Genomic DNA, 18,131 nt, shown 5'->3' with positions numbered 1-18,131 from the left:
GCCTCTTCGCGGGCAAGCCTCGCCCCCACAAGGATGCGTTGGCAGAGCAGCTTTGTGCCCGCAGGCTTTTGTGGCGTAATGTGTCATCCCCGTCGTGAGCACAGGAGTAGTCAACGTGAGTGATTCCCCTCAAGGCCGTGCTGGCCATTGGCACCTGAACGACATCGTCGCGCAACTGCGCAGCGCCCGCGAGCAGTGGCGCAGCCAGAACGGCCGTAGCTGTGGCGCTCAGGGTGGCCGCGAACTGCCCTCGCGCGATGCCATGGCAACGCTCCTCGAGCAGCTCTGCGGCGCGCTGTTCCCCATGCGCCTGGGGCCGGTGGATCTGCGCGAGGAGAGTGAAGACTTCTACGTCGGCCACACGCTGGATGCGGCCCTCAACGCCCTGCTGGTGCAAGCGCGGCTCGAGTTGCGCTACGCCACCCGTCAGGAGCCTTGCAACAACGACGCGGTGGATGCCCAGGCTGTGAGCCTGGTCCAGGCTTTCGCGGCGGCGTTGCCAGGCTTGCGGCGCTTGCTCGACAGCGATGTGCTGGCGGCCTACCACGGTGATCCGGCGGCGCGCAGCGTCGACGAGGTACTGCTGTGCTATCCGGGGATACTGGCGGTGATCCATCATCGCGTGGCCCACCACCTGTACCGGGCGGGCTTGCCGTTGCTGGCGCGGATCAGTTCCGAAATCGCCCATTCCTCCACGGGTATCGATATCCACCCCGGCGCCCAGATCGGCGGCAGCTTCTTCATCGACCACGGTACGGGCGTAGTCATCGGCGAAACCGCCATCATCGGCGAGCGGGTGCGGATCTATCAGGCGGTGACCCTGGGCGCCAAGCGCTTCCCGGCCGACGAGTCGGGGCAGCTGCAGAAAGGCTGGCCGCGTCACCCGATCGTCGAAGATGACGTGGTGATCTACGCCGGTGCGACCATTCTGGGGCGCATCACCATCGGCAAGGGCTCGACCATCGGCGGCAACGTCTGGCTGACCCGCAGCGTGCCGGCGGGGAGCAACCTGACCCAGGCCAATCTGCAACATGACGATGGGACGCAGAAGTAGATTTGAGTTGAATGTACCGGCCTTATTGCGGGCCAGCTTTGCCCCCACGGTGTGAGCAGTTCGATTGCGCACCTGTGGGAGCAAGGCTGCGCGCTCGGCGGCGAAAAGGCTCTTGAAAACGGCGCAAATATCCGCCCGATACCTCACCACTCGGCCCGTCAATTAGGCCCTTGACCCCCTTTCATGTTTTAATTGAACGCTCGTTCAATATAAACATTGGTTCGCGATCCGCGTTCAACAGGAGGCCAACCCCGCAATGAGTGTTTCTTCTGCGCCCGCAAGCACCACCGTCCGCATGAACCCACCGGTGTTCTTTTTCGCCGCCAGTTTCATTCTGCTCTTCGGCATCATCGTCATCGCCTTCCCGCAAACCGCCGGAGCCTGGCTGGCCGCCGCGCAAAGCTGGGCTGCCAATACCGTTGGCTGGTATTACATGACCGCCATGACCCTGTACCTGATCTTCGTGGTCGGTACGGCGTTGTCCGGGTACGGCAAGCTCAAGCTGGGCGCCGATCATGACGAGCCCGAATTCAGCTACCTGTCCTGGGCCGGCATGTTGTTCGCTGCCGGTATCAGCATCACGCTGTTCTTCTTTTGTGTGTCCGAACCGTTGACCCACATGATGCACCCACCCCAAGGCGAGGGTGGCACCCAGGCTGCAGCGCGCCAGGCCATGCAGTTGGTTTTCCTGCACTGGGGCCTGCACGGCTGGGGTGTGTTCGCCTTCGTCGGCATGGCCCTGGCGTTTTTCGCCTATCGCCACAACCTGCCTTTGGCGCTGCGTTCGGCCCTGTATCCGCTGATCGGCAAGCGCATCAACGGCCCGATCGGCTATGCGGTCGACGGCTTCGCGATCATCGCCACGGTGTTCGGCCTGGGCGCCGACATGGGCTTCGGCGTGTTGCACCTCAACGCCGGGCTCGACTACCTGTTCGGCGTTGCCCATACCCATTGGGTGCAGTTGATCCTCATCACCTTGATGATGGGCGCGGCGATCATCGTCGCGGTGTCCGGCGTCGACAAGGGCGTGCGGGTGATGTCCGATATCAACATGCTGCTGGCTGTCGCGCTGCTGCTGTTCGTACTGTTCGCCGGGCCGACCCAGCATCTGCTGACCACCTTGATTCAGAACGTCGGTGACTACCTGTCGGTGTTGCCAGCCAAGAGTTTCGACCTGTACGCCTACGACAAACCCAGCGAGTGGCTGGGCAACTGGACGGTGTTCTATTGGGCCTGGTGGATTGCGTGGGCGCCGTTCGTGGGGCTGTTCATCGCGCGGATCTCGCGCGGACGGACCATTCGCGAATTCGTCTTCGGGGTGCTGCTGATTCCGCTGGGCTTCACCCTGGCGTGGATGTCGATCTTCGGTAACAGCGCCATCGAACTGGTACTTGGCCATGGCATGGCGGCGCTGGGCGACTCGGCGTTGGCGGATCCATCGAAGACCCTTTACCTGCTGCTTGAAACCTATCCGTGGAGCAAAACGGTGATCGCCGTCACGGTCTTCATCAGCTTCGTGTTCTTCGTTACTTCGGCCGACTCCGGCACCGTGGTGCTCTCGACCCTGTCGGCGCATGGCGGCAGCCCTGACGAAGACGGGCCGAAATGGCTGCGGGTGTTCTGGGGCGTGATGACTGCGTTGATCACCAGCGGCTTGCTGTTCGCCGGCAGTATCGATTCGCTCAAGTCTGCGGTTGTGCTGACCTCGCTACCGTTCTCGTTGATCCTGCTGGCGATGATGTGGGGGTTGCACAAGGCGTTTTATCTGGAGTCGCAGCGCAAGATCGCGCAGCTGTACTCGCTGGCGCCGGTGTCGACTTCGCGGCGTGCCAGTGGTGGCTGGCGTCAGCGCTTGAGCCAGGCCGTGCACTTCCCCTCGCGGGACGAGGTGTACCGGGTGATGGACACGCTGGTGCGGCCGGCGATTGCCGACGTGTCGGCGGTGTTCGTCGAGAAGGGCCTGAGCGTGGTGACCCAGGAAGACCCGAGTGCCGACAGCGTGATGCTGGAGGTGGGCCACGGCGAGGAACGGCCGTTCATCTATCAGGTGCTGATGCGCGGTTACTTCACGCCGTCGTTCGCCCGTGGCGGCATGGGTACGCGGGAGTTGAAGAACCGCCGCTACTATCGCGCCGAGGTGCATCTGAGCGAAGGCAGCCAGGATTACGATCTGGTGGGCTACAGCAAGGAGCAGGTGATCAACGATATTCTTGATCAGTACGAACGGCATTTGCAGTTCTTGCATCTTGTGCGCTGATTACTGCGGGTAACGATATTGCTGCGTGCCAGTGCCGGCCTCTTCGCGAGCAAGCTCGGCTCCCACAGGTGTACGACTCAAGGCCAGCCGCCGCTGTGGGAGCAAGGCTTGGCTCCCACAGGTGTACGGCTCAAGGCCCGCCGCCGCAGTGGGAGCAAGGCTTGTTCCCACAGGTGTAGGGCTCAAGGCCAGCCGCCGCTGTGGGAGCAAGGCTTGGCTCCCACAGGTGTACGGATCAAGGCCAGTCGCCGCAGTGGGAGCAAGGCTCGGCTCCCACAGGTGTAGGGCTCAAGGCCAGCCGCCGCTGTGGGAGCAAGGCTTGCTCCCACAGGTGTACGGCTCAAGGCCAGTCGCCGCTGTGGGAGCAAGGCTTGCCCGCGAAGAGGCCGTGCGTTGCAGCGCATAGCCCACGGCGACCCGCTCTATTGGAGGCGACGCTGATTAAACCAAGCCGCCATTGGCCCGCAGGATCTGCCCATTGATCCAGCCGCTGTCCGGGCCGGTCAAAAAGGCCACCACACCGGCGATGTCGTCCGGCTGGCCCAGGCGCTCCAGCGGTGGCATCTTCGCCAGGTTCTGGATCTGCTCCTCGCTTTTGCCGTTGAAGAACAAGTCCGTCGCCACCGGCCCCGGGGCGACCGCGTTGACCGTGATCCCGCGACCGCGCAGTTCCTTGGCGAATACCTGAGTCAGGGATTCCACCGCCGCCTTGCTGGCGATGTACACCGAGTAATTGGGCAGGTTCATGCCCACGGTGCTGCTGGAAAAATTGATGATCCGCCCGCCATCGTTCATCCGCGACGCTGCTTCACGCAGGGTGTTGAAGGTGCCGCGGGTGTTGATCGCGAAGGTCCTTTCATACAGTTCGTCGTCGGTTTCGGCCAATGCCACCATTTTCAGAATGCCGGCGTTGTTGACCAGCACATCGACCTTGCCCAACTGTTGCTCGGTCGTGTCGAACAGCGCCCGCACATCGCTGGCGCTGGCCACATCGGCCTTGACCGCAATTGCCTTGCCGCCCTTGGCCTGAACACTGGCCACCAGGGCTTCGGCCTCGGCCGCGCTGCTGGCGTAATTGATCACTACAGCGAAACCTTCACCGGCCAGGCGTTCGGCAATCACTGCGCCGATGCCACGGGAGGCGCCGGTCACAATCGCAACTTTCTGAGTCATGGAATATTCCTCGCGGTAAATGTGCGTTCAGCATCCCAGCTTTGGCGCCTTCGATAAACAGCCAGTGCGCTGGGTCGTCGTGGGAGAGGTGAAAATCCCATGACGACCTTTTCACAAATCGTTAGCTTGATAATGAAAAGTTCAACCCCTCCGTTTTTCTCAACTTTGCTGGGGAACTTTCAAGCTCTCGGCTGTCTCGGGGAAAAATCCTTTCAGCGGCAAAAAAAACAGGGTTTCGGCCCGCAAAATGGGAGATTGTCATATTGCTGCCATGAAGATGGCTTATTGAGCGCTCTATTTTTATGCGGCTAAAGCGCTAAAAATTGTTCCTTTATTCTAAAATGATCTAATTTTTCAAAAACAGTCCTATGGTGAATTGTGAAAAATTCATTAGTCTGCATCCCCGGAGACCCGAACTTAGACGCGGGCCCGAGTTCGCCGCAAGGCTGACCACACATTTGAGTTTTGGTGGACATTGCGCGGGTGCAAACGATCACAGGGCACAAGACCCTGCCGCCAAAAACAAAAAAAATAGCAATTTCGAGGAGCAACACATGCGTAAGTCGAGTCTGGCCCTGGCCATTGCAGTAGGCGCACTGGCACAACAAGCAAGTGCAGCAGGTTTTCTTGAGGACAGCCACGCGTCGGTCAGTTCGCGTACCTTCTTTTTCCAGAACGACAACCGTGAAGCAGCTCCTGGCTCCAACGCGGACCAGCGCGAGTTGGCTACCATCCTGCGTGCGGACTTCATCTCCGGCTACACCCAAGGCACTGTTGGCTTCGGTCTCGACTTGGTTGGCTTCCAGGCTTTCTATCTGGGCGGTGACAACAAGCACACTGCTAACAACAGCTTTTTCCCTGGCAAGGCCCAGGACGCTGACGACGCGTTCAGTGGCGCCGGTGGTAACGTAAAGGCCAAGATTTCCAAGACCGAGCTCAAACTGGGTAACGCGCTTGCACCTAACCTGCCCATTCTGGTTGCCAACGACGGCCGCGTAGCGCCCCAGTTTTTCCAGGGCGGCTCGATCACCAGCAAGGACATCGACAACCTGACGTTGACCGCTGGTCAGCTCGAGCAGCAACGCGGCCGTGCGTCCAGCAACTGGACTGGCATGAGCGTTAACGGCGCGATCAAGGACAGCAACAAGTTCATCTATGCTGGCGGTGACTGGAAAGCGACTAAAGACCTGACCCTGCAGTACTACTTCGCCAACCTGGAAGACTTCTACAAGCAGAACTTCCTGGGCCTGCTGCACGTTTGGCAGATCGACAAAGACCAATCCTTCAAGACCGATCTGCGCTGGTTCAATACCACTTCCGACGGTGCTAACGCCGACCATCAAGCCGGTTATGGCTTCAACGGTAACGGTAGCGGCAATACTGGCGCTGCCACAGCTCGCGGCTGGCGTCGTGCCGATGGTGAGATCGATAACACCATGGGTATCGCCATGTTCACCTACACCTTGGGCGGCCACTCGCTCATGGTCGGTCACCAGCGTATTTCCGATAGCGGTGGCTTTGTGTACATGAACTCCGGCAGCATGCGTGAGGGCACCAATGCCGCCACCGGCAACGGCGGCGTCAGCTTCTACTCGTTCACTGACTCCCTGATCAGCGGCTTCAACAAAGCCGGCGAGAACACCACCTTCGGTCAGTACAGCTATGACTTCGCCCGCCTTGGCGTCCCAGGCCTGAAGGCATCCGCTGCCTACCTCTCTGGTGTGAACGTACGTCCGTACGGTAATCAAGATGGCCGTGGCACTGAGCACGAAACCGACCTGCGTGTTGACTACGTCATCCAGTCTGGCGCCCTCAAAGGTTTCGGTACTACCCTGCGTCAAGGTATCTACAACGGCAACGTTGGTACTGCCAAGACCAACCAGACTCGCCTGATCTTCAACTACACCTACAACTTCTTCTAAGTCGTAGCGCGTAGCGAAAAACCCGCCCGGAGCGTGCTCCTGGCGGGTTTTTTCATTTCTGGCTGATGGTAAAGGTCGCGTGCGGGAAAGGGCTTTGCCCGCGAAAGCGCCAGTGGATCCACCGCGTGTGCTCAGATATGCCAGCGGGGTGGCGGAGGTTCACGAGCAGAGCCCGCCCCACAGGGATCACGGCATCGATCTCCACTTATGTTTTTCAGGAATATCCAAGGCACTATCCATTCCTTTTAAACCGCGCGCCCGCGAGGCACAGTGTCTCCACCCACTCAGGAGCCACGTTCATGACCATCCGCCTTGGCGACATCGCCCCCGACTTCCAGCAAGACTCAAGCGAAGGCCCGATCCAGTTCCACGAGTGGCTTGGCGACCAGTGGGGCGTGCTGTTCTCTCATCCGGCCGACTACACCCCCGTATGCACCACCGAGTTGGGCCTCACCGCCAAGCTCAAGGACGAATTCGCCCAGCGTGGCGTCAAGGCCATCGCCCTGTCCGTCGACCCGGTGGAGTCGCACCACGGCTGGATCAAGGACATCAACGAAACTCAGAACACCGTGGTCAACTTTCCGATCCTGGCCGACGCCGATCGCAAGGTGTCCGAGCTCTATGACCTGATCCACCCCAATGCCAGCGAGACCCTGACTGTCCGCTCGCTGTTCGTGATCGATCCGAACAAAAAGGTGCGTCTGATCATCACCTACCCGGCCAGCACCGGGCGCAACTTCAATGAAATTCTGCGCGTCATCGACTCGCTGCAGCTGACCGACAGCCACAAGGTGGCAACTCCGGCCAACTGGCAGGACGGCGATGAGGTGGTCATCGTGCCGTCGCTCAAAGACGAGGCCGAAATCGCCAAGCGCTTCCCTAAAGGCTATCGCGCCGTCAAACCGTATCTGCGTTTGACGCCGCAGCCGAACCGTTGACAGGTAGGGTCTTCAGGGCGCTTCGGCGCCCTTTTTTTATTCCGTTTTAGCGTGAGGCAGTAGATAAACATCGCATATAGCGTTAACGAATAACTAAATGAATAAATATGATTTATGGATATATATATCTAGCTGTTAAGGTTTCCTCCATCACAGCGTGTTCACAGAACCGCGGCAATTTGAAGGAAGCCTAGCGATGTTGGTTGTAGCGATCGGTGGTAGCCCAAGTCAACGTTCACGCTCCGGCGTATTGCTCGAGCGTGCCAAGCACACCCTGCAAGGCAAGGGCGTCGAAGTGGTGACCTTTCAAGTACGCGACTTCAATGCAGAAGACCTGCTGCATGCGCGTTTCGACAGCCCGCAAGTGCTCGACTTTCTGCAACTGGTCGAGAAGGCGGACGGCGTGATCGTCGCCACGCCGATCTACAAGGCCGCCTACTCCGGTGCCCTCAAGACGCTGCTGGACCTGCTGCCCGAACGTGCCTTGAGCGGCAAGGTGGTGTTGCCGATTGCCACCGGTGGCAGCATCGCTCACCTGCTGGCCGTCGACTATGCGCTCAAGCCGGTGCTGTCGGCGCTCAAGGCCCAGGAAACCCTGCAAGGCATTTTCGCCGACGACAGCCAGATCACTTACGGCGAGGGCACTGCCGCCGCCCAGTTGGAAGAACGCCTGGCAGAACGCTTTGAAGCGGTACTGACCGAATTTCACCAGACTATCGCCAGCCGCCCGAAACCCCTGGACCCTGGCTTGCTCAATGAACGTCTGCTCAGTGCTCGCTGGAGCATCTGAGCCGCCACACCCCTTGTAGCCATTGATGTACTCGCCGCTACGGTATCGCGGCGATCGGACCTCTACACCTGAAGGAAAGCAAAATGCGTAAAGTCTTGTTGCGTCGTGGTCTGGTCGCGCTGTTTGCCACGGCGGTGGCGCTGGGTGCAATAACCGAGGCCCAGGCCGAAACCCTGCGTATCGGTTATCAGAAATACGGCACCCTGGTGCTGCTCAAGGCCCGTGGCACTCTGGAGAAGCGTCTTGCCGATCAGGGTGTGGACGTCAAGTGGACCGAGTTCCCAGGTGGCCCACAGCTGCTCGAGGGCCTCAACGTCGGTTCCATCGATTTCGGCGTGACCGGCGAAACCCCGCCCGTGTTCGCCCAGGCGGCCAAGGCCGATCTGGTCTACGTCGCCAACGAGCCACCTGCGCCAACCAGCGAAGCGATTCTGGTGCCCAAGGATTCGACCGTTAAATCGGTCGCCGACCTCAAGGGTAAAAAGGTCGCCCTCAATAAAGGCTCCAACGTCCACTACCTGCTGGTGCGTGCGCTGGAAGATGCCGGCCTGAAATACACCGATATCCAAACCGTGTACCTGGCGCCCGCCGATGCCCGCGCCGCGTTCGAGAAGGGCGCTGTGGATGCCTGGGTGATCTGGGACCCCTACCAGGCGGCCGCCGAGAAGCAACTGCAAGCGCGCACCCTCAAGGATGGCACCGGCCTGGTGGACAACAACCAGTTCTACCTGGCCACCCGCACCTTCGCCAAGGATCATCCGAAAGTGATCGAAGCCCTGGTGGACGAAGTGCGCAAGACCGGCGAATGGTCCAAGGCCAACCCCGAGCAAGTGACTGACGAGGTCGCGCCGCTGCTGGGCCTGCCGAAGGACATCACCCTGACCTCGGTCAATCGCCAAGGCTTCGGTGCCCAGTACCTGACGCCGGCAGTGGTCGAGGCGCAGCAGAAAATCGCCGATACCTTTTACCAGCTCAAACTGATTCCTCAGCCTTTGGTGATCAAGGACGTGGTGTGGACGCCGCCGGTTGGCGTGGCCGCTGCCGGACAGTAATGCCTGCGCCGGAGCAGGTTCCGGCTTGAGCCCATCTATAAGGAGACAACTTCAATGAGCCTCAACATTTTCTGGTTCCTGCCCACCCACGGTGACGGTCATTATCTGGGTACCGCCGAAGGCGCTCGCGCCGTCGACCATGGTTATCTGCAACAGATCGCTCAAGCGGCCGATCGCCTTGGCTTCGGGGGTGTCCTGATCCCCACTGGCCGGTCGTGTGAAGATTCCTGGCTGGTGGCCGCTTCGCTGATTCCGGTGACTCAGCGCTTGAAATTCCTGGTGGCGCTGCGCCCCGGGATCATCTCGCCCACCGTGGCTGCGCGTCAGGCCGCGACCCTGGATCGCCTGTCCAACGGCCGCGCGCTGTTCAACCTGGTGACCGGGGGTGACCCTGAAGAATTGTCCGGTGACGGCCTGTTCCTGACCCACGAAGAACGCTACGAAGCCTCGGTGGAATTCACCCGCATCTGGCGCCGCGTGCTCGAAGGCGAAACCGTCGACTACGATGGCAAGCACATCACGGTCAAAGGCGCCAAGCTGCTCTATCAACCGGTGCAGCAACCACGCCCGCCGCTGTATTTCGGTGGTTCTTCGGACGCCGCTCAGGATCTCGCGGCCGAGCAGGTCGAGATGTACCTGACCTGGGGCGAGCCGCCGGCTGCCGTTGCCGAAAAAATCGTCCAGGTCCGGGAAAAGGCGGCGCGTCAGGGCCGTACCGTGCGCTTCGGCATTCGCTTGCACGTGATCGTGCGCGAGACCACCGAGGAAGCGTGGCGTGCCGCCGACAAACTGATCTCCCACGTCGATGACGCAACCATCGAGCGGGCGCAGAAGTCCCTCGCCCGTTACGACTCCGTGGGCCAGCAGCGTATGGCCGCCCTGCACGGCGGCGACCGCACCAAGCTGGAGGTCAGCCCCAACCTGTGGGCCGGCGTCGGCCTGGTGCGCACCGGTGCCGGCACTGCCCTGGTGGGCGATGGCCCGACCGTCGCGGCGCGGGTCAAGGAATACGCGGCATTGGGCATCGATACCTTTATTTTCTCCGGCTATCCGCACCTCGAAGAGTCCTACCGGGTTGCGGAGTTGCTGTTCCCCCATCTCGACGTGGCACCCTCCGAGCTGCCAGCGGGCGGGCGCGCTGTAACCGCCGCCGGTGAAGTGGTGGCCAACGATTACGCACCTGCTACCGCAAACGCGGCGCAGGGCTGAGGAATAGATAATGAGTAAGCCTGTTCATCCCTGGGTGCACCGTGTGGCGCCCTGGATCCTGCCGATATTGCTGCTCGGCAGCTGGCAACTGGCAGTCAGCGTCGGCTGGTTGTCGACGCGCATCCTGCCGGCCCCCAGCGCGGTCATCGAAGCCGGCGTTGCGCTGGTGCGCAGCGGTGAAATCTGGACCCATCTGGCAATCAGCGGCTATCGCGCCGGTGTCGGCTTTGTGATCGGTGGCAGCATCGGTCTCGCCTTGGGTTTCATCACCGGTCTGTCGAAGTGGGGCGAACGCCTGCTCGACAGTTCGGTGCAGATGATTCGTAACGTCCCGCACCTGGCGCTGATTCCGCTGGTGATCCTGTGGTTCGGCATCGACGAGTCGGCGAAAATATTCCTCGTGGCGTTGGGCACGGTGTTTCCGATCTACCTCAACACCTATCACGGGATCCGCAACGTCGATCCGGCGCTGGTGGAGATGTCACGCAGCTACGGCCTGTCCGGCTTCAGCCTGTTCCGCCAGGTGATTCTGCCGGGTGCGCTGCCATCGATTCTGGTGGGTGTGCGCTTTGCGCTAGGCTTCATGTGGCTGACGCTGATCGTTGCCGAAACCATCTCGGCCAGTTCGGGTATCGGTTATCTGGCGATGAATGCCCGTGAATTTCTGCAGACCGACGTGGTGGTGCTGGCGATCGTCATGTACGCCATCCTCGGCAAGCTGGCTGATCTCGCGGCCCGCGGTCTGGAACGGGTGTGGCTGCGCTGGCACCCGGCTTATCAAGTCAAGGGAGGTGCGGCATGACCGTTCTCGCCGAACATTCCACGCAGTTGCTCAAGGGCATTCCCCTGGCGGTGCGCAAGTTGCGCAAGTCGTTTGGTCCGCGTCAGGTGCTCAAGGACATCGAGCTGCGCATTCCGGCCGGGCAGTTCGTGGCTATCGTCGGGCGCAGCGGTTGCGGCAAGAGCACCTTGCTGCGCCTGCTGGCCGGGCTCGACCAGCCGACCGAAGGCGAATTGCTGGCCGGCAAGGCGCCGCTGAGCGATGCGCGTGAAGACACCCGATTGATGTTCCAGGAAGCACGTCTGCTGCCGTGGAAAAAGGTCATCGACAACGTCGGTCTGGGCCTTAAAGGCGACTGGCGGCCGAAGGCGCTGCAAGCGCTGGAAGCGGTGGGCCTGAGTGACCGGGCCAATGAGTGGCCAGCAGGGCTGTCCGGTGGACAGAAGCAGCGCGTGGCCTTGGCCCGTGCCCTGATTCACAAGCCGCGCCTGCTGTTGCTCGATGAGCCGCTGGGTGCACTTGATGCCCTGACCCGCATTGAAATGCAGCAGTTGATCGAGCGTCTGTGGCAAGAGCATGGTTTTACCGTGCTGCTGGTCACCCATGACGTCAGTGAAGCCGTAGCCGTAGCCGACCGGGTGATCTTGATCGAGGAGGGTGAAATCGGCCTCGATCTGCTGGTCGACTTGCCTCGTCCGCGTGCGCGGGGCGCCTATGCCTTGGCGGCGCTGGAAGCTGAAGTGCTTAAACGCGTGTTGTCGTTGCCCGGCACCCCGCCTGAACCCGAACCCCCTTCGCCCCTGCCTACGCAATTGCGTTGGGCTTATTGATCCAAACCTCAAATACAGGAAATACGCTCATGACTATCAAGGCAATCAACGTCCGTAACCAGTTCAAAGGCACCATCAAGGAAATCGTCGAAGGCGACGTGCTGTCCGAAATCGACGTCCAGACCGCATCGGGCATCGTGACTTCGGTGATCACCACTCGCTCGGTCAAAGAGCTGGAGCTGGTGGTAGGCAGCGAAGTGATCGCGTTCGTGAAGTCGACTGAAGTGTCTATCGCCAAATTGTGATGATGTGGTGATGTTGCTGGCCTCTTCGCGGGCAAGCCTTGCTCCCACAGGTGTAAGACTCACCACTGTGGGGGCATTGCTGTTGCCATGGATGTAAGAGTCACCACTGTGGGGGCATTGCTGTTGCCATGGATGTAAGAGTCACCAATGTGGGGGCATTGCTGTTGCCATGGATGTAAGACTCACCACCGTGGGAGCAAAGCTTGCTCGCGAAGGGCCTTCTGCCGCGCCATCATCTTCAAGCCCGCTTAGGCAGATAAGGCGGCAGATACAATCCCAGATACGCCTCGAATACCCGCATGCCTTCTTCGGCCATGCGCGGGGTTATTTCGCCGTGCAACTGCACCGAGCGCGCGTACACCCGGTCCCCCAACTCCATCGCCAGCGCGAACACGTCGACTTCGTCGGTGAGCCGTGGCAGTTCGAAATGACGATCGAACAGCTGCTGCATCAGGGCGCCCAGCTCCAGATCATGCTGCCGATCGGCCTGCATCACCTCGCTGAGTCCATGCTGCGCGAGGATCAACTGCCGTGCGGCAGAGTCCTGGCTGTAGATGACCAGCATGCGCTGCTCCACCACTCGCGACAGATCCCGCCAGGTGCCCAGCGCCTGATGATCGATCGGTGCCTGCAGGCACGCGCGAAAGGCGGCGTGGATATCGGCGGTCAGCGCTTCGAGCAGCGCGGGCACGCTGGCGAAAAAGTGATAGACCGATGACGGCGGTATCTGCGCGCGCTCCGCGACGCCGTAGATCGACAGGCTGGCGACCCCTTCGCTGGCCAACAAGGCACGCGCCGCCGCCAGTATCGACTCGATCCGCGCCTGGCTGCGGGCGCGCGGCTTGCGGGGTGTAGCGGGGCGATTCATGGCGGCTCTCCTGGGCATGGCGGCTGCATTGTAGCGTCAAGCCGGGAGGATTCGGCGCTTTCCCTGCGGCGCTGGACGCTGAACGAACACGGCATCCAGGTCGCTGGTCTGTCCCAGCAGTGAGGCGCCCCAATGGTGCGAATGATGAATGTAGCGGCGGTACAGCAATGCCTGTTCGCTGGCGCTGAGGCTCGGCGCCGTGGCGTTGCCGCAGGCACTGGCCAGCAGTTTGGCGACGATGGGCTGCAGTTCCTCAGGGTACGTGGGCTGCGCCAGCGGTTCGAAGGGCACGCCCTCGGCCACTGCCAGCTGGTGCATGGCCTGCAGATACAGGCGCGAGAGATCGTTGCGTACGCTGCGCCGGCCTTCGAGGGCGGCATGCACCTGGACGGCGTCGACACGGTCACCGCGCGTGCTGCTGTAGGTGTTTTTGGTCCAGGTGCGGATCTGCAGCTCGAAGCCATAGTCCGGCGGGTGGGTCGCGGGCCGGTCGAGCAGTGCGGCGGTGCGCAAATAGCTGGGTGCGCTTTCCAGCGGCCGTTGGGGTGCGATGCAGCTGCCATCGGGGCGGGTCAGAATGAGCCTTTCTTCCATCAGCGGCGGATAGCCACCGCCGATATCGCCGTGGGCGCCGGGCACGGGCAGGTCATAGGCACCAGCGCTCGACAGCGCAAAGTTGTGCCGATGCTCATCGGCGGCCACCAGATGCACGATGCGTCGGGCCATGTTGTCGCGCAGTTGCAGGCACGGTTGAGCGCCAGGGCCCATGATCGCCGCGACGGTGTCGAACAGGCCCATGAAGCCGATGCGCAGGGGCGCGCGGTGCAGCGCCGGGGCAATGATCTTGCTCTTGTGTAGCGCTCGCCCCAGTACGCCTTCGGGCCCGGCACACAGATCGTTGGCGAAATGCCGGGCGCAGGCGGCTCCACGGCTGAAGCCGAAGAGGTCGAGGGTCAGGCTGTCGATCTGACGGCCCGGGTGTTGGCTGATCCAGGCTCGAAGCAGCTCGAGGGTGCCTTTGTGCGCTCGACCGATGGCCGCCTCCCAGCCCAGGCTGCCTTTGCCGGTCGCCATCGCGAAGAGCGAAGATTCCTCGTCGTCAGCGGTACCGATCCCTTCGATGTACAGGCGCAACTGGTGTTGTTCGGGCGCATGCGGGTACCGCGCGAACAGCTTGGCGACATTGCTGGCATCGTCGTTATGGGCGTGGGCGAGGTGGTTGCCGGTGCCGTCGAAGAAGACGCCCAGCTGCACGTTTGCGGGGGGAATAGTGTGGGACATGATGCGCTTCCATCAGGTGAGATGGCCGCATCGTAAAAGCTGGGGGAGCATGACAGAGGCGGCTTGGTCGCCGGCCACTGTAGGACGATTCGGTAGTGCTCTGTACTCTCGGAAATGATAGGTATTGCACTGGCTCTCTGTGGGAGTGAGCAGAGCCACTCCCACAGAGAGATTTGCAAGCAATCAAACCGTATGCAGGTACCAGTTGTACTCGAGGTCGGAGATCGAGTGCTCGAATTCTTCCAGCTCGCTCTCCTTGCAGGCGACGAAGATATCGATGTACTTCGGATCGATATAGCGCGCCATCACTTCGCTGTCGTCCAGCTCACGCAGTGCATCACGCAAGTTGTTGGGCAGGCTTTGCTCGTTCTGTTCGTACGAGTTGCCTTCGACCGGCGCGTTGGGTTCGATCTTGTTGGTCAGGCCATGGTGGATGCCCGCCAGCACGCCTGCCATCAGCAAGTACGGGTTGGCGTCGGCGCCCGCTACGCGATGCTCGATACGCACGGCATCGGCGCTGCCCGTCGGTACACGGATGGCTACGGTACGGTTGTCCAGGCCCCAGCAAGGCGAGTTGGGCACGTAGAACTGCGAGCCGAAGCGCCGGTACGAATTGACGTTCGGGCACAGGAAGGCCATTTGCGCCGGGAGGGTCTCGAGCACACCGCCGATCGCGTGACGCAATGCGGCGTTCTGCTCGGGATCCTCACTGGTGAAGATATTCTTGCCGTCCTTGTCGAGAATCGAAATGTGCACGTGCAGACCGTTGCCCGCCTGGCCAGGGTAAGGCTTGGCCATGAAGGTGGTGTCCATTTCATGATCGTAGGCGATGTTCTTGATCAACCGCTTGAGCAACACCGCATAGTCGCAGGCCTTGATCGGGTCGGCCACGTGATGCAGGTTGACTTCGAACTGGGCCGGGGCGCTTTCCTTGACGATGGCGTCCGCTGGAATGCCTTGCTCCTTGGCACCTTCGAGGATGTCCTGGAGGCAATCGACGTACTCGTCGAGGTCATCGATCAAATATACCTGAGTCGAATGTGGGCGCTTGCCGGAGATCGGCGAGCGAGGCGGCTGTGGACGGCCGTTCACGTTCTCCTGGTCGATCAGGTAGAACTCCAGCTCGAACGCGGCGCAGATGGTCAGGCCCATTTCGTCGAACTTGGCCACTACCTGGCGCAGCACTTCACGCGGATCGGCGAAAAAGGGCTCGCCTTCGAGCTCGTGCATGGTCATCAGCAGTTGCGCGGTGGGGCGCTTCTGCCAAGGCTCGTTGGACAGGGTGTCCGGGATCGGATAGCAGATGCGGTCTGCATCGCCGATGTCCAGGCCCAGGCCAGTGCTTTCGACCGTGGAACCGTTGATGTCCAGCGCGAAGAGCGACGCCGGCAGATTGATGCCTTTTTCGTAAACCTTGTGGAGACTGGTGCGCTCAATGCGCTTGCCGCGCACCACACCATTCATATCTGCAATCAGAAGGTCGACGTACAGAACCTCAGGATGTTCCTTAAGGAATGCGTTCGCTTCATTCAGCTGAACGGCACGCGGGGGTACCGACATGATGCAACACCTTTGTTGTTAAAAATATCAATCATTGGGCTACAGCTGGTTCAGTCAATCCGAAAGGACTGTTGAAGTCAAGCAAGCCCACTTTTGCCCTAAAAAGCGCTGATTAGCCGATTTTGCCGCAATTCAGGGCGCGTATGACGCGTTTTATAACGATATAACCGAGATCGCGAACAGGGCCATTTACATTTGTAGCCGGGGTGTTGTGGAAAAAAATGAACAAGGCTAAGCTCGGCGGCAACCCATAACAGCAAGAATAACGGGGGATACCATGTCGCATCGGCCGTCGAACGGCGTCAACGGTTGCACTTTGCAGTTCAAATCTTTCTACCGTCACGCCCCGTGCGTTCGCCATCGGCGCACGACACCGCAATTCGCCCGGCAATGCGCTTGGGTGCGGGCATCGACCGCCTCTGCGGCCGATCTCATTGACAGCCCGCTCAAGCCCGCCACTTTCACTCTAGAACCCTATCGCTGGATTGGCCAAGTCTGCATGACTGGCGCAGCGAATATTCGTGTCGCAGACCATACTACCCTATCCCCGGGCATCCGCGTGGCCCGTGCCAGAGCCGCTCGCGGCCGGCTCGCGGCGGCCTCGGGCCTGGGTTTTGCACTGTTCATGCAACAGCTGGTCACACAAAACACGCGGTAATGACGTATTTTTCAGCGCGGGGCTAATAGCCTTGAGCGGTAAGCAGAAGTTCTGCAGCACCCACCGACGCATCTGCGTCAAACAGCGCCCGCGCCGCCCATGGCCGGGCTTCTTGAAGTCCTGAGGTCTTTATGAGCGCCAACCTCGACCAGCTCACCGATTGGTTGAAACAGCACAAGATTACCGAAGTCGAATGCCTGATCAGCGACCTGACCGGTATCACCCGCGGCAAGATATCGCCGACCAACAAGTTCATCGCCGAGAAGGGCATGCGCTTGCCGGAGAGCGTACTGCTGCAGACGGTCACCGGTGATTACGTCGAAGACGACATCTACTACGAACTGCTCGACCCGGCCGATATCGACATGATCTGCCGCCCTGACGAGAACGCGGTGTTTCTCGTGCCCTGGGCCATCGAGCCGACGGCTCAGGTGATCCATGACACTTATGACAAGCAGGGCAACCCCATCGAGCTGTCGCCGCGCAACGTGCTCAAGAAAGTCCTCAAGCTCTATACCGACCGAGGCTGGCAGCCCATCGTCGCGCCGGAAATGGAGTTTTACCTGACCAAGCGCTGTGACGATCCGGACTTCCCGCTGCAGCCGCCAATCGGCCGTTCCGGGCGCCCCGAGACCGGCCGCCAGTCGTTCTCCATCGAGGCCGCCAACGAATTCGATCCGCTGTTCGAGGATGTCTACGATTGGTGCGAGGCCCAGAACCTGGACCTCGACACGCTGATTCACGAAGACGGCACGGCGCAGATGGAGATCAACTTCCGTCACGGCAATGCCCTGGCGCTGGCCGACCAGATTCTGGTGTTCAAGCGCACCATGCGCGAGGCCGCGCTCAAGCACAACGTCGCCGCCACCTTCATGGCCAAGCCCATGACCGGCGAGCCCGGCAGTGCCATGCATCTGCACCAGAGCATCGTCGACCTGAACACCGGCAAGAACATCTTCGCCAACGAAGACGGCAGCATGAGCGAGCTGTTCCTGCACCACATCGGCGGCCTGCAAAAATTCATCCCCGAGCTGTTGCCGCTGTTCGCCCCCAACGTCAACTCGTTCCGCCGCTTCCTGCCCGACACCTCGGCGCCGGTCAACGTCGAATGGGGCGTCGAGAACCGCACCGTGGGCCTGCGCGTCCCGGACGCCGTGCCGCAGAACCGCCGCGTCGAAAACCGCCTGCCGGGCGCCGACGCCAATCCCTATCTGGCCATCGCCGCCAGCCTGCTGTGCGGCTACATCGGTATGGTCGAGGGCCTCAACCCGAGCGCGCCGGTGCATGGCCGTGGCTACGAGCGCCGTAACCTGCGCCTGCCGTTGACCATCGAAGACGCGCTGGAGCGCATGGAAAACAGCAAGACCATCGAGAAATACCTCGGGCGCAAATTCATCATCGGCTACGTCGCCGCCAAGCGCGCCGAGCACGAAAACTTCAAGCGCGTGATCAGTTCGTGGGAACGCGAGTTCCTGCTGTTCGCCGTCTGATCGCAGCGGGCCCGCCTTGGCTG

The 18,131-nt window shown here is 61.0% G+C and carries 15 protein-coding genes; 11 read left to right on the top strand and 4 right to left on the bottom strand.

Features of this window, described 5'->3' with window-relative positions; all coding sequences use genetic code 11:
- The first annotated feature begins 115 nt into the window (after positions 1-115).
- Both epsC and betT read left to right on the top strand, forming a co-directional pair.
- The gene (epsC, locus tag REH34_RS14320) at positions 116-1,054 is read left to right on the top strand and encodes a serine O-acetyltransferase EpsC (RefSeq protein ID WP_311971976.1); all 939 of its coding nucleotides are present in this window, start codon (positions 116-118) and stop codon (positions 1,052-1,054) included.
- 295 nt (positions 1,055-1,349) lie between these two features.
- On the top strand, positions 1,350-3,311 hold the full coding sequence (gene betT, locus REH34_RS14315; RefSeq protein ID WP_226505652.1) for a choline transporter BetT: 1,962 nt from the start codon (positions 1,350-1,352) through the stop codon (positions 3,309-3,311).
- 441 nt (positions 3,312-3,752) lie between these two features.
- On the opposite strand, the gene REH34_RS14310 is transcribed toward betT, so the two are convergent.
- Entirely contained in the window at positions 3,753-4,484 is a 732-nt protein-coding gene (locus tag REH34_RS14310) for an SDR family oxidoreductase (RefSeq protein ID WP_311971975.1), read from the bottom strand.
- 554 nt (positions 4,485-5,038) lie between these two features.
- On the opposite strand from REH34_RS14310, the gene REH34_RS14305 reads away from it, so the two are divergent.
- The 8 genes from REH34_RS14305 (at position 5,039) to REH34_RS14270 (ending at position 12,251) form a co-directional block, all read left to right on the top strand.
- A complete protein-coding gene (locus tag REH34_RS14305; RefSeq protein ID WP_311971974.1) occupies positions 5,039-6,406 on the top strand; it encodes an OprD family outer membrane porin in 1,368 nt (455 codons plus the stop codon).
- A gap of 299 nt (positions 6,407-6,705) precedes the next feature.
- A complete protein-coding gene (locus REH34_RS14300) occupies positions 6,706-7,344 on the top strand; it encodes a peroxiredoxin (RefSeq protein WP_311971973.1) in 639 nt (212 codons plus the stop codon).
- Between the two features lie 196 nt (positions 7,345-7,540).
- Entirely contained in the window at positions 7,541-8,134 is a 594-nt protein-coding gene (gene ssuE / locus REH34_RS14295) for an NADPH-dependent FMN reductase (protein ID WP_226505408.1), read from the top strand.
- An 83-nt stretch (positions 8,135-8,217) separates the two neighbouring features.
- Positions 8,218-9,186, top strand: coding sequence for a sulfonate ABC transporter substrate-binding protein (locus tag REH34_RS14290; protein WP_311971972.1), 969 nt, complete (start codon positions 8,218-8,220; stop codon positions 9,184-9,186).
- A 54-nt stretch (positions 9,187-9,240) separates the two neighbouring features.
- A complete protein-coding gene (ssuD, locus tag REH34_RS14285) occupies positions 9,241-10,395 on the top strand; it encodes an FMNH2-dependent alkanesulfonate monooxygenase (RefSeq protein ID WP_311971971.1) in 1,155 nt (384 codons plus the stop codon).
- Between the two features lie 10 nt (positions 10,396-10,405).
- Positions 10,406-11,197 (top strand): aliphatic sulfonate ABC transporter permease SsuC, encoded by a 792-nt coding sequence (gene ssuC, locus REH34_RS14280; RefSeq protein ID WP_311971970.1) that lies wholly within the window; start codon positions 10,406-10,408, stop codon positions 11,195-11,197.
- On the top strand, positions 11,194-12,006 hold the full coding sequence (gene ssuB / locus REH34_RS14275) for an aliphatic sulfonates ABC transporter ATP-binding protein (protein ID WP_226505412.1): 813 nt from the start codon (positions 11,194-11,196) through the stop codon (positions 12,004-12,006). Before ssuC ends, ssuB begins: the two co-directional genes overlap by 4 nt.
- A gap of 29 nt (positions 12,007-12,035) precedes the next feature.
- A complete protein-coding gene (locus REH34_RS14270; RefSeq protein WP_020291765.1) occupies positions 12,036-12,251 on the top strand; it encodes a molybdopterin-binding protein in 216 nt (71 codons plus the stop codon).
- A 238-nt stretch (positions 12,252-12,489) separates the two neighbouring features.
- Here REH34_RS14270 and REH34_RS14265 read toward each other — a convergent pair whose 3' ends face one another.
- The 3 genes from REH34_RS14265 to REH34_RS14255 form a co-directional block, all read right to left on the bottom strand.
- Positions 12,490-13,119 carry a TetR/AcrR family transcriptional regulator gene (locus REH34_RS14265; protein ID WP_226505413.1) on the bottom strand — a complete coding sequence of 210 codons (630 nt, stop codon included), beginning with the start codon at positions 13,117-13,119 and terminating at the stop codon, positions 12,490-12,492.
- 36 nt (positions 13,120-13,155) lie between these two features.
- Positions 13,156-14,400 carry a DUF2235 domain-containing protein gene (locus REH34_RS14260; RefSeq protein ID WP_311971969.1) on the bottom strand — a complete coding sequence of 415 codons (1,245 nt, stop codon included), beginning with the start codon at positions 14,398-14,400 and terminating at the stop codon, positions 13,156-13,158.
- 183 nt (positions 14,401-14,583) lie between these two features.
- On the bottom strand, positions 14,584-15,960 hold the full coding sequence (locus tag REH34_RS14255) for a glutamine synthetase family protein (protein WP_311971968.1): 1,377 nt from the start codon (positions 15,958-15,960) through the stop codon (positions 14,584-14,586).
- A gap of 789 nt (positions 15,961-16,749) precedes the next feature.
- Between REH34_RS14255 and REH34_RS14250 the strand changes: the two genes are divergently transcribed.
- Positions 16,750-18,108, top strand: a complete 1,359-nt coding sequence (locus tag REH34_RS14250) for a glutamine synthetase family protein (protein ID WP_311971967.1) — start codon at positions 16,750-16,752, stop codon at positions 18,106-18,108.
- The last annotated feature ends 23 nt before the right edge of the window (positions 18,109-18,131 follow it).

The sequence above is a fragment of the Pseudomonas baltica genome, assembly GCF_031880315.1.
Classification (GTDB): Bacteria; Pseudomonadota; Gammaproteobacteria; order Pseudomonadales; family Pseudomonadaceae; genus Aquipseudomonas.
The sequence above is the reverse complement of the archived record's forward strand: the minus strand, read 5'-3'. Positions and strand labels throughout refer to the sequence as shown.

Excerpts from the sequence above, each read along its gene's own strand:
- REH34_RS14290 (WP_311971972.1), top strand. The coding sequence starts at position 8,218 with ATGCGTAAAGTCTTGTTGCGTCGTGGTCTGGTCGCGCTGTTTGCCACG.
- REH34_RS14300 (WP_311971973.1), top strand. The coding sequence starts at position 6,706 with ATGACCATCCGCCTTGGCGACATCGCCCCCGACTTCCAGCAAGACTCA.
- REH34_RS14255 (WP_311971968.1), bottom strand. The coding sequence starts at position 15,960 with ATGTCGGTACCCCCGCGTGCCGTTCAGCTGAATGAAGCGAACGCATTC.
- REH34_RS14265 (WP_226505413.1), bottom strand. The coding sequence starts at position 13,119 with ATGAATCGCCCCGCTACACCCCGCAAGCCGCGCGCCCGCAGCCAGGCG.
- REH34_RS14270 (WP_020291765.1), top strand. The coding sequence starts at position 12,036 with ATGACTATCAAGGCAATCAACGTCCGTAACCAGTTCAAAGGCACCATC.
- REH34_RS14305 (WP_311971974.1), top strand. The coding sequence starts at position 5,039 with ATGCGTAAGTCGAGTCTGGCCCTGGCCATTGCAGTAGGCGCACTGGCA.
- ssuD (WP_311971971.1), top strand. The coding sequence starts at position 9,241 with ATGAGCCTCAACATTTTCTGGTTCCTGCCCACCCACGGTGACGGTCAT.
- ssuB (WP_226505412.1), top strand. The coding sequence starts at position 11,194 with ATGACCGTTCTCGCCGAACATTCCACGCAGTTGCTCAAGGGCATTCCC.
- ssuE (WP_226505408.1), top strand. The coding sequence starts at position 7,541 with ATGTTGGTTGTAGCGATCGGTGGTAGCCCAAGTCAACGTTCACGCTCC.
- REH34_RS14250 (WP_311971967.1), top strand. The coding sequence starts at position 16,750 with ATGAGCGCCAACCTCGACCAGCTCACCGATTGGTTGAAACAGCACAAG.
- betT (WP_226505652.1), top strand. The coding sequence starts at position 1,350 with ATGAACCCACCGGTGTTCTTTTTCGCCGCCAGTTTCATTCTGCTCTTC.
- ssuC (WP_311971970.1), top strand. The coding sequence starts at position 10,406 with ATGAGTAAGCCTGTTCATCCCTGGGTGCACCGTGTGGCGCCCTGGATC.
- REH34_RS14310 (WP_311971975.1), bottom strand. The coding sequence starts at position 4,484 with ATGACTCAGAAAGTTGCGATTGTGACCGGCGCCTCCCGTGGCATCGGC.
- REH34_RS14260 (WP_311971969.1), bottom strand. The coding sequence starts at position 14,400 with ATGTCCCACACTATTCCCCCCGCAAACGTGCAGCTGGGCGTCTTCTTC.